This window comes from Cryomorpha ignava (genome assembly GCF_010686655.1).
In the GTDB taxonomy this organism is placed as follows: Bacteria; Bacteroidota; Bacteroidia; order Flavobacteriales_D; family Cryomorphaceae; genus Cryomorpha; species Cryomorpha ignava.
In genome coordinates this window covers 1-12,321 of the sequence record NZ_JAAGVY010000020.1, presented here as the reverse complement: position 1 = coordinate 12,321, position 12,321 = coordinate 1, and the positions used below count along the sequence as shown (strand labels likewise).

Below are 12,321 nucleotides of genomic sequence, written 5' to 3'. Positions count from 1 at the left end.
TTTGGCAAAACTTAATTCTCGGTATCACAGTGATAATAGCGCTCCATTTTGCGGCTGGGTTTCTTTACATCTTCGCCTTTGCCTTTAGCTTTTTCCATGAGAGCGGCTATGCGCGCTCGTTCTTTTAAGTCGCGCATTTCCAAATTTGTAAGTTCAGATCGATCAAAGTATTTTATGCCATCAATAAATGTTTTTTCAGCTTTTGAATAAACAGATAGCGGATGGCCAGACCAGATCACAAAATCAGCATCTTTTCCAGGAGTAAGGCTTCCAACTCGCTCGTCGATATGAAGCATTTTGGCAGGGTTTAGCGTCACCATTTTCAGTGCATCTTCTTCGGTCATTCCGCCATACTTTATGCTTTTTGCGGCTTCCTGATTTAGCCTTCGCGCCATTTCAGCATCGTCAGAATTTATGGCAGTTATCACACCCACTTCATTCAATATGCTTGCATTGTAAGGAATGGCATCTTTCACCTCATATTTGTAAGCCCACCAATCGCTAAAGGTAGAGGCGGCGGCACCATGAGCTTTCATTTTATCTGCCACTTTATAGCCTTCCAAAATGTGGGTAAATGTATTAACTTTAAATCCCATACTATCAGCCACATGCATCAGCATATTTATTTCGCTTTGCACATAAGAATGGCAGGTAATAAAGCGCTCTCCGTTTAGAATTTCCAGTAGCGCTTCCAGTTCAAAATCAGTTCTAAACGGTTCTGGATCGTCTTCCTGGGCTTTTTTCTTTCTGCTTTTTTTCTCCGGTTTTCGGGCAGCAGCTATTTCTTTTAGTTGTCCGTACTCTTTTGCTCTGTAAAAGTATTCGTAAAAAAATTGTTCCACACCCATCCGTGTTTGTGGGTATCGGGTGGTGTTTTGTGACCCCCAGTTTGATTGCTTCACGTTTTCGCCAAGCGCAAATTTTATAAATGAAGGCGCATCTTCAAATAGCATCTCTTCGTAGGGTTGTCCCCAGCGCAGCTTTATCAATGCCGATTGGCCGCCTATCGGGTTTGCCGATCCATGCAGCAGCTGCGAGGTAGTAACTCCGCCTGCCAGTTGACGGTATATATTAATATCTTCAGGATTTAGTGCATCGCTTATGCGCACTTCGGCCGTGCTTGCCTGAGTGCCCTCATTTACTCCTCGCGAAATAGCAATATGGCTATGCTCATCAATAATACCCGCAGTTACGTGTTTACCGCCTGCATCAATTACGCTATAGCTATCCTTATTTTTCTTACTTAAAAAATCAGCTGGATTAATGTTTTTGCCCACAGCGACTATCTTCCCAAAAGCAACCATCATTTCGCCATTTTTTAGAACACCAACGCTGTCATTTGTCCAGATTGTGGCGTTTTTTATCAGCAAGGTTTCGGCTTTGGGAATAGAGTCAAATCCAAAAGCGACCAGCGGAAAATATCTGGAAGGTGGGAGTGGAATAGAATCTGTAACCACTGCCAGTGTGGTGTCGTTTTTTGCAGTTTCCTTTTTTGCCTTTCGGCGAATGGCGTTCCAGTTCACTAGCTTTCCGGAAGGATCATATCCTTGGCCATTCCAAATTCTATTGTCGCTCAAAATAGTTCCCGCCAGGCGGTAATATCCTTTTTCATCATCATTAAATTGCAGGCTTACTTCATTTGACTGAAGCACCAGTTTTGCTTTCATTTCAGTGGTATCTTCAGAGGCGATATAAAGCACCTTGGCGCTGTACTTTTCTTCTCCTTTTACCTGAAGCTCAAAATATACATCGTTTACATTAAGCGTATACACTGCTTCGAGTTTATGTTTTTCACGGTTTTCAATTATGTACTCCTTTCCGTTTACCCAGTGCGCAATGGGTAAGGCATCTTTTTCAGAAAAAATATCACCTTTTGTAATGAAAAAATTGGCCAGAAAACCTGTTTCGATTTTTCCAATTCGGTTCTCCATTCCTATAAGGCTTGCCGGCGTTGTGGTGAGCGCCGCAAATGCCGAATCTCTGTCCAATCCTTTTTTGATGCAAAGAAGTAGATTCTCGAAAAAGTCTGCCGGTTTCTCAATTCCATTTCCCGAAAGGATGAGTGGAATATTATTTTGCTGAATGAAAAATGGATTAAATGGTGCGCGCTCCCAGTGAAGCAGTTCTTTTTGATCTACAAACCTGCTCAAATCCGGATCGCTCATATCGTACCCATTTGGAAAGTTGAGTGGTGCTACTATGGCATCTACCCAGTCAAAATCAGATCCGTACAGCTGGTAAGTGTCGCCGCTGCCTATGAGTATAAAGCGCTTATTAAACTCATTGGCCACTCTGCCCAATCGCGGAATATCAAACTTTTCGCCCACTTCAAATACAGCCGGCAGATAAGCAGATTTCAGCATAGCCTCCAGGCTAAAATTGGCCTCTTCGCCAAAAGATTTCTCATACCATTCCAAGTCGGCATAAGTTTGCCTAAATAGCGCAACAGTTCCCATCAGGCTTTTGGGATATTCATCCTTAGATTTTCCTTTTTGGAAAGAGAGATTCATGGCCACCTCTGATTTTACTACATTGTCTTGCGCCGATCCGTCGCCCGTTTGCGCAAGAAGGGAAGTGCCCCGCATGATGCCGTTTTTTATCTGACTTACACTATATCCAAATCCCATTTGGCGCATCGTTGCTGCCATTTTTTCATCGGGGCTAAAGGCATCAGCCGCATTAACTTCGGGGTGAATAGCCTCATTCCAGTAACCCGCACCCGTGTTGTTTTTTTCCTTATTCTGCATTGGCGGAAGCCCGTAACGACTATTGAATTCAATAAATGAAGGATAAATGTGAAAACCTTCCCAATCTTGAATAACTGTATTTGCAGGAATTTCTATTTCCGAAAATTCTCCTATCCGAATAATCTCATTTTTATAGATTAAAAAACTGAGGGTATCGCTCTTCCCTGGCTGCGCGTGTACAATAGCGTTCTTAAATAAAGTATAAACCGCCTGCTTGTTTTTTATACCAAGGTCTGGAACGGTGGTTTGCCCGAATAATGCCACATGGCAAAACAAGAATAATATAAGTATGAATGGGTTTTTCGTCATGGGTGTATTCAAAAAGTGAAAAGTAAAGATTAGGCAGACACAGTAAAAAGAAATCTTAAAAATGGTTCACCAATTGAATGTTGATACGATATATTGATGAAAAAGAATATTTTTAGGCAACCTAATCGCGTGATACTGCGTAACTAATTTGCAATATACCTTGCTTTACAAAACATATTTATGTTGTCCCTTACACGACTATTAATAATTTCATTGCTTCTTGCCGGGCTATTTTCGTGCGTGAAAGAAGAAATTAAAATTACAGAATTTGACTATGGAATACAGCCACAGTTTGGCGTTCCTATTGCAAATGTGACTATTCTCGCCGAGCGGCTTATTGAGAATTACAACGAAGACGGACTAATAGATGTGAGTGAAAATGGTAGTATTTCGTTGATATATCGCGATACGATTAACCCATTGAGTGCGGCAGATCTTCTTAACGCAAAGGGTTTCGACTATAAAGACACAATACAACTTACATCAGTGGAGTTTGATGAACTAATCGACCTGGGGTCGTTTACAGTTCAGAGCGATGAGATCTATGCGTTTCAAACGAATGAAGGAGACCGGCTCGACTCTGTTAGGTTCGCATCCGGCGGCTTATTTCTCAATGTATTTTCAGAAGGTACATTTCCCATTAGTGGTTTTATAAAGATTTTTAATGCCGATAATACAGAAGCAATTTCAATCGACTTTACAGATAATACACCACCCATTAACATTGCAAACGAGGTAAGTCTCGAAAACATTAGGTTTTTGTTTCACAATTCAGATGATATTTCAAATGGATTGAGAATTCAGTACGAGGTAACACTCTCTAGCGAGGGACTTGGCAATTCAGAACCCGTATTTATTGAGCTGGGAATGCTTGATTTTTCCATTAAAAGGGCTGGTGGGTTTATTGCCCCGCGCCGAATAGATTTTGAAGATGAAACCGTAGAGATATCACTTTTTGACGACCCAAATGTGGCTAATGTACGAATAGAAGATCCGCGTATAAATTTCAATTTCGAAAATGATTTTGGTCTTGGAATGGGGCTTTTTATTGACGAGCTTACAGGCAAAAATGTTAACGGAGAGACAATGGTTATTGACGGAGCAAACATCAATCAGCTTCCGCCCATTGCAGCTTCGCAGCAAATGGGAGTTCCCGCACTTTCTACACTCATTATTGACAACGAATTAATGACTCCAACGGTAACGGACCTGATGTATTTTGGCCCCAATAAACTCATTGGCGATTTTGGTCTGATCATTAACCCCGAAAGTATTGATAATGTATTTATAACCAATGAAGATGAGCTGAAAATGAACTTTGAGGTTCAAGTGCCGCTTTTTGGTTCAATAGCCAACTTTCTGCTTGTTGATACCACCGCGCTAGATTTGGGCAATCTGATGGAAGATACTGAGAACATTAGCGAAATAGAAGCGCTGGACATTAGGCTCATCGTAGAAAACGGATTTCCTTTTGATGCCGGAGTGCAAATCGTCTTTACCGATTCGCTCTTTAATCCAATAGATGCACTTTTTGAAAGTCCTCAGCTTGTTTTTTCGGCAGCACCCGTAAATCTTGTTGTAGCTGAAGGCGATCCGGAATATGGACGCGCTATAGGAACTACAAAAACGATTACAGATGTGCGCATTCCAAAATCGAAAATTCTGGGATTAGAAAATGCCACTCAAATGATTATTACTGTATTTGGAAACTCTGCCGGAAATGGAAATCATCCTATCAGGCTCTTTTCTAACGATGCCTTTGATGTTAAACTCGGAGCTAAGGCTACCCTAAACTTAAGCAGCGATGATTAGAGCGATTTCGATTTTGTTTTTTGTCATGCTTTTTTCAGTTTCGGGATTGTATTCGCAGCAGAGCGGGCAGGTTGGTGTATTTGATTTTTTGCCCCAATCCGTTTATGCCAATCCGGCTCTCAGGCCTGCAGGGCGTATAAATATCGGACTACCGGGATTGAGCCAGGTCTATTTTGATCATGGCAATAATTGGTTTAAGCCTGGTGATAATTTGGTGGCAGACGCCAACGGAAAGGTAACCCTCGATGCCGAAAAAATACTTGGCAGCATTGATGAATTTGCCTACACCGGACAAAATCTGGGGTTTGAGCTGATACACGTCGGTTTCAGATTTGGAAAACACTATGTACATGCGCGTGCAGCCGAACGGGTGCAAATAGGCCTAACGATTCCCAAAGATATATTCTACCTCGGAGTTTATGGAAATGTGGGCGATCATAAATTTGAAGATAATACTGTAAATATGAGTGGTCTTGGTATAGATGCTATTCACTTTCGCGAGTATGGAATAGGCTATAATTATGAGTTGAATAAAAAATGGTCTTTTGGCCTTACGGCGAAATATCTTTATGGTATGGAGCGAATAGAAACCGAGCAATCTACGCTTAAGCTAAGAACAGATCCGGAAACATACAATATGCAAACTTCGGGAAGTTTTATAGTAAATACCTCTGGAATTTATGGCTCAGCATCTGGGGGAGATGAAGATATTCACGACGATATAAAAACTTATTTGCTCGGATTAAAAAACACTGGTTTTGGTGGAGATATTGGCGTGGTTTACCGGCCGATTGAAAAATTACAAGTAGAGTTTTCTGCAAATGATCTGGGATTTATAAAATGGAAAACAGATGTGGCCAATTACGGCACAAACGATGCGAGCTTTGCATACAATGGTATAGACCTTACAGATTTTATCTTTGTTGAAGGTTCAGATTTTAACGATGCCTTTCAAGCACGACTTGATACACTTCTCGATGATCTCGAAGACGCTTACAACTTTACAAGAACCGAAGAACAATTTACAACTTCTTTAAATGGATATCTCCGGTATGGTGCAAGCTATGAGGTGCTAAGCAATGAAAAGTTTGTTGGAAAAGCATGGCTTAGTGTATATCACGGTATTTTGGATAGTGAAGTGCCTTTTAGCTTTAGTATTGGTTACAACCAAAAATTCTGGAAGGCCATTCAGGCAGATGTACATTTTACAAAGCGAGCGCACTTTTCACCGTCGCTCGGCGCAGGATTATCACTTAATGCCGGGCCGTTTCAAATTTACTGCCTCGCAGAAAACCTACGTTTCACCAGATTTGCAAAAATTGTCGTGGTGGATAATGACAATCCACAGGATGAGTCATCATTTGTATATTTCGAAAATCCACAAGATGTACGGGTTCATGTCGGCATCAACCTTACTTTTGGACTGAAAAAGGAAGATTCTCCCGGCGGACGACCAATGAAACGTTAAAAAAGGCAGGTTCAAATCAAAGAATAGCTTCAAATTACTCCATATCTTTTACCTTGGCTGTCTGAATTCGCTTCGACGCAAGTGAAATAATGATTTTAGGTATTAAGTATGAAAACGATTTTCACCACTCTATTCGCTATTGGTATTGCACATTTCTCATTCGCCCAATCTTATACAAGCTGGTTATCCGGGAGTGCTCAAGATTTGGAAGTGCAGCCAGATTTTGGCATTTGTCTTATGGGTGGAGGTATAGAAAGCGACCCTGCAATGGTCTGGTTTTTAGAAAAAGCCAATGGAGGCGATGTTGTGGTTCTCAGAACCTCACAATCTGACGGATACAATAATTATATGTATAATCAACTCGGCGTTAGCCTCAACTCTGTAGAGACAATAAGGTTTAATTCTGCTGCTGCCGCAAATGATCCTTATGTAATTGAAAGATTAAATGGCGCAGAAGCAATCTTTATGGCCGGTGGCGACCAGTCATATTATGTAAATTATTGGCGCGACACTCCCGTTGAAGAAGCAATCAATAATTTACTCAATGTAAGAGGTGGCGTCGTGGGAGGTACATCTGCGGGAATGGCTGTAATGGCTCAAGGATATTTTTCTGCCCAAAACGGGTCGATTGATTCTGATGAAGCGCTTGCTAATCCTTTTGATAACTATCTAACCCTTGGCTGGAATGATTTTGTAGATGCACCATTTCTTGAAAATGCAATTACGGATACACATTTTAATGAGCGCGATAGGTACGGGAGGTTATTGACCTTTATGGCGCGACTAATTAACGATCACAATCTGGAATATGCCCACGGTGTTGCATCAAATGAGCATGTAGCTATAGCAATAGGTGCAGATGGCTTGGCGCACGCTTATGGCGAATATCCGGAGTATAGCGATGAGTTTGCTTACTTTTTACAGTCAAACTGCGAAGTAGTGCAGGCGCCCGAAATCATTGAATCTAACCAGCCGCTCACCTGGAATAGAAATTCTGGAGCGGTAAAAGTTTATCGCGTACCGGCCACCGAATCCGGTGAAAACTTTTTTGATCTCAACGATTGGATAAGCGGGTCTGGAGGAACATGGGAAAATTGGTATGCAGAAAATGGAACGCTTACCAGAACCTATAATGAGTCTGCCCCAGATTGCATTCTGGGCTTATCGAAAGAAGAAAACCAATTATTCCGACTTTATCCAAATCCGGCTTCAACAGAATTAAAGGTTGAGTTTTTGGAGTCCTTTTCTGGAAAATGGCAGATCGTTGACATCGCCGGTCGTGTTGTTATGAGTGGCCGCTCGACCAATATTGATTTTCAATCAATAGATTTGTCAAAACTCAATAGCGGTGCTTATACTTTAATGCTTAATTCAGATCATAAAACTATTTCTTCACCATTTCTCAAAACGCGATAAGTGCTTAAAAAATCTCCTGACGCGCTGGTAATCATATCAGTGGTTTTATTGCTTTTTATCGCGCTTACCTGGATTATTCCTGCCGGCGAATACGCTCGCGAAATTGTTGACGACAAAACTATAGTTGTAGCCGGTACATACGAATCAGTAAAATCTAATCCCCAAGGGCTCGGCAGTTTGCTCACTGCTCCTATAAAGGGATTTGTAGGTGCCGCGCACATTATCGCATTTGTGCTTTTGGTAGGAGGAGCTTTTTCAATATTATCGGCTACAGGGTCGCTCGATGCCGGTCTTGGCTCTGTTTTAAAATATGCGCGAAGCAATCCCGGGATGCGCCATTTGATCATTCCTTTGCTCATGGTGTTTTTCTCGCTCGCGGGCTGCACGTTTGGAATGTCGGAAGAAAATTTGGTTTTTATACTCATCACCATACCGCTTGCTCGAAGTATGGGCTACGATAATATTGTCGGAATAGCCATTCCATTTATTGGTGCCGGGGCGGGTTTTGCCGGTGCAGTAATCAATCCGTTTACAGTCGGTATAGCGCAGGGAATAAGCGAATTGCCTGTAGGTAGTGGCGCTGGTTATCGCTGGGTAGTATGGGCTATTTTTACAATTATTGCCATAGCATTTGTTATGGCATACGTTTTTAAGTTGGAAAAGAATCCTGAATTCGGTTTCAAAACAGAACCAGATTCTGATTCAGATCCGCAAGCGATGAAAGATGTTCCTTTTAATGTAGCCCGCAAAGTGGTACTCGTACTCTTTGCAATAGCAATTGGCTTGCTTATGTACGGATCTAATTTTTGGGGATGGTATATCGATGAAATTTCGGCGCTTTTTCTCGCTCTTGGCTTGATAGCTGCTGTAATTACGCGCATGAAAGCGTCGGAAACCGTTTCTGCTTTTACAATAGGAGCAAAAGATATGTTGGTTGCGGCTTTAATTATCGGCCTTTCACGTGGTGTCTTGGTCGTAGCTGAAGATGGAAAAATTATCGACACAGTACTTTATGCCATGTCAAATGCAGTAGGAGATTTCCCAAATTATATCAGTGTGCAAATCATGTTTGTGGTTCAAGGATTTATCAATGTTTTTATTCCGTCGGGATCCGGTCAGGCGGCCATTACTATGCCCATTATGACTCCTCTGGCCGATTTGCTCAGTATAGACCGACAAACCGCCGTCCTGGCTTTCCAGTTTGGCGATGGATTACTCAATTTAATTATTCCCACCAGTGGAGTTACCATGGGTGTACTCGCCATAGGCAAAATTCCATACAATGTTTGGATGAAATGGGTTTGGAAACTCATGGTTATTTTCATTCTGGCAGCTATGGCACTCCTCGCGGTGCCTGAGTTTATTGATGTCTGGCCCCGATGATTGTTCTGAATAATTGATCGCCTTTCTTTTGCCAATTTTGATTTTTCTTTAGATTCCAGAGTTCTCGGGTTTTCTGTTGGGGTTTATATCCAAATCACAGCCTATTAATAAGATTGACTACATTCTTACCTCTGTTTTTTTTGGTGAAAATAATATGCCGAAAATTGAAATATCGGCTGATATTCTATTTTGGTCGTAGAATATGTGGAGTTAAGCGTAAAAATAGCGAGAATTCGCTATTTAAATACCCTTATCACCGCAGTACTTTTATAACCAAATGACTAATCAAATAACTAAATCCTTATTCTTATGAAATCAAATAAACTTTTTATTCTAAGTATGAGCCTTTTTTTGGGTTCATTTAGCCTGGCTGTGGCACAGCAATCTGATCAGCCTGGGCAACTACAACCGGGCACGGAAGCTTACCAAACAGCCAAGTTAGCCGGACAACTGGATCAATTCCAGATACAATCTATTCCGGCTAACGGAGTACAAAGCCCGATAAGCCCTTTGTCAAAACACGTGGCAGGAAATCGAGATACTGATTGTTATATTCCTCATGATACGGCGACTTATTCTTTTATACCACGAAACGATGATGGGTCATCTTTGGAAATAGAATTGCCATTTACTTTTAATATGTATGGTACTGAGTACACATCGGTTTACATAAATAATAATGGTAACATTACATTTAATGGCCCGCTCTCCAGTTTTACCGCCAGTGGATTCCCGATTTCTACCCCTATGGTTGCTCCTTTTTGGGGCGATGTAGATACACGCGGATTAGGATCTGACGTGGTATGGTATGATGTAACTCCAAGTGCACTTTATGTAAATTATCCCGGCGTGGGCTACTTTCCAAACCAAGATGATAAATTGAATACTTTTCAGGTTATCATTACCGATGGGAATGACCCCGTAATTGGCGTAGGCAACAACGTTGCTTTCTATTATGGTGATATGCAATGGACTACCGGAAGTGCTTCCGGAGGTGTCGGAGGTTTCGGAGGAACGTCTGCTACCGTAGGTGTTAATAGTGGCGATGGTACTAACTTTTTTCAAATTGGTCGTTTTAACCAGGCGGGAGATAATTTTGCCGGTGCATACGACCTCGATGGTGGTGTAGATTGGCTAGATAATGAGTGCTTTGTTTTTAACGTAAACTCAGATAGTACCTCAAACATTCCTCCTTTATTATTGAATATTACTTCTACATCAGTTACAATTTGTGAGGGCGATTCAAGCACGATTAACTTTACATTCACAGGTCCGGAGGCGGGTCAGGAAGTAACGGTTAGTCTCAATGATTCTGAAAATACCGGTAGCGTAATTTCTTCTACTACTATCAATGGAGAGTCAACAAGCGGAGTTATATCATTATTTGGAGCCACCGCTGGCACGTATCAGCTGCAACTAGTTGCTATGGATAATGGCGATCCGGTAGAGTCAACTACAGTCAACATTGAACTTATTGTTGAAGCATGTGGTGAGCTCGATTGTCCAGATCTTGAAGCTAACTTCGGTGATGCTTGTGATGATGGTGATGATATGACTGAAAACGATATGGTTACCACATTTTGTCAATGTATGGGTACTCCTGTTGAATTCGATTGTCCAGACCTTGAAGCAAACATAGGCGGTGCCTGTGAACTTCCGGGAGCTATTGGTATACTCAACAATAACTGTGAGTGTGTTCCAGCACCAGATTGTGAAAACTACACGTACTACCTTGCAGATCATGCTGCTGCCGATGGTATCTCTGATATCTACGGAGTAACTCTTAGCGGTGGTGTAGCTACAATGGAATACATTGCAACAAGTGACATAGAAGTTCACATTGCCTTTAACGCAGAAGATAACTTGATCTATGCTGTTAGCAAGCACACACAATCATACCGTACACTTACTACAACTGGTCTGCCTGTTTGGGGACCAACAGTACAGATTGGTCTGCCTGGTGAAGATTTCGGTGAGATTACTGCTGCTGTATTTGCTCCAGAAGCATTAGGTAATCCAAATGGTAAACTATTGTTTGGTAGCCAGAATCAAAATGCAATATTCTCTTTTGATGTGGTTGCTCCGAGCTTAGTATCAACATATGACAGCTATTCGCCTGTTACAGGTGGTGACCTTGCATTTAAATCTGATGGGACGCTTTACCTTGCTACTCGTAGTGGTAATGGTTTGTATAAAAACGTAGTTGCAATTCCTAGTGACGTTTATCTCGGACCCGTTCCTGTGAAAGTTACAGGTATGGCTATTACCGCCAATGATCAACTATTGGTTTCTGCACAAGGGCAAACGAGCCTTGGGTTGTATGATACTGCTCTTGGAAACAATGGTCAATACATGAGTTCTTACACACTCGAGTTAAATGGTGAGTCTTACACACTACGTGATGGTGACATGGCGTCAGGATGTAATACAGGTGAACTTATCGATGTATGTCAAAACTACGCTACCTTCTATGTAAACCACGGACCAGACGTTGTCGGTTCAGACCTTTACAAAGTTGATTTCATAGGTGGAAACGCAGAATTAACATATCTTACAAATGTTGACTTTGAAGCGCACATCACGTATGATGCTGTTAATGACAAGATATACTTTGTAAACAAAAATGGAAGTGAATTCATTGGTTATAATGTAGTTCCTCCAACATTCGACCCTGTTGCTACTCCAATTGCCGGTGGGGGTGTTATTGGTTCGCAGATTACTGCAGTAGCATTTAGAAACGGTTTAATCTATGTTGGTGATGCCGGTTCAAATATAATCTCAACCATAGACCTTTCTGGTAATCCATCTTACTACGCAGCTGCGCCGGTATTTGGTGGTGATCTTGTATGGGTAGATGGTGTGCTGTATCTTGCAAACCGTTCACAAAATACGTTGTATAAAATCGAATTCGGAACTGCTACCGCTCTTGGAAGCATACCGGATGGTGTAAATGGTATGGCAGCGGGTGCAACTTCTGGAAATCTGGTAACATCCAGTGCAGCGCAAAATGCGTTTGTAGAAGTTCCAAACGTTGGAGGAGCTCCTGTTAATACCTATCCAGCCATGCTTAGTGGCGATCCGTTCACCTTTATTAATGGTGATATGGCTTCAGGATGTATTGATAATGTAGAAGGACCAGGTCCACTTAACCCACTACAAGGTGAACTACAAAGTGAACTTACTGCT

The 12,321-nt window shown here is 41.7% G+C and carries 6 protein-coding genes; 5 read left to right on the top strand and 1 reads right to left on the bottom strand.

Translation table 11 applies throughout. From position 1 onward, the window contains the following. Positions 1-11: 11 nt before the first annotated feature. Positions 12-3,056 (bottom strand): amidohydrolase family protein, encoded by a 3,045-nt coding sequence (locus tag G3O08_RS11410; RefSeq protein WP_163285503.1) that lies wholly within the window; start codon positions 3,054-3,056, stop codon positions 12-14. Between the two features lie 180 nt (positions 3,057-3,236). Here G3O08_RS11410 and G3O08_RS11405 point away from each other — a divergent pair, with 180 nt between their 5' ends. From G3O08_RS11405 to G3O08_RS11385, 5 genes are all read left to right on the top strand, one after another. Then, positions 3,237-4,868, top strand: a complete 1,632-nt coding sequence (locus G3O08_RS11405) for a hypothetical protein (protein WP_163285502.1) — start codon at positions 3,237-3,239, stop codon at positions 4,866-4,868. After that, a complete protein-coding gene (locus G3O08_RS11400; RefSeq protein WP_163285501.1) occupies positions 4,861-6,336 on the top strand; it encodes a DUF5723 family protein in 1,476 nt (491 codons plus the stop codon). The genes G3O08_RS11405 and G3O08_RS11400 overlap by 8 nt, the downstream gene beginning before the upstream one ends. A gap of 108 nt (positions 6,337-6,444) precedes the next feature. Next, positions 6,445-7,752 carry a T9SS type A sorting domain-containing protein gene (locus tag G3O08_RS11395; protein ID WP_163285500.1) on the top strand — a complete coding sequence of 436 codons (1,308 nt, stop codon included), beginning with the start codon at positions 6,445-6,447 and terminating at the stop codon, positions 7,750-7,752. Then, positions 7,753-9,135, top strand: coding sequence for a YfcC family protein (locus G3O08_RS11390; protein ID WP_163285499.1), 1,383 nt, complete (start codon positions 7,753-7,755; stop codon positions 9,133-9,135). A gap of 309 nt (positions 9,136-9,444) precedes the next feature. After that, positions 9,445-12,321 (top strand): nidogen-like domain-containing protein (locus G3O08_RS11385; protein ID WP_204336856.1); only part of this gene is annotated, 2,877 nt, incomplete at its 3' end.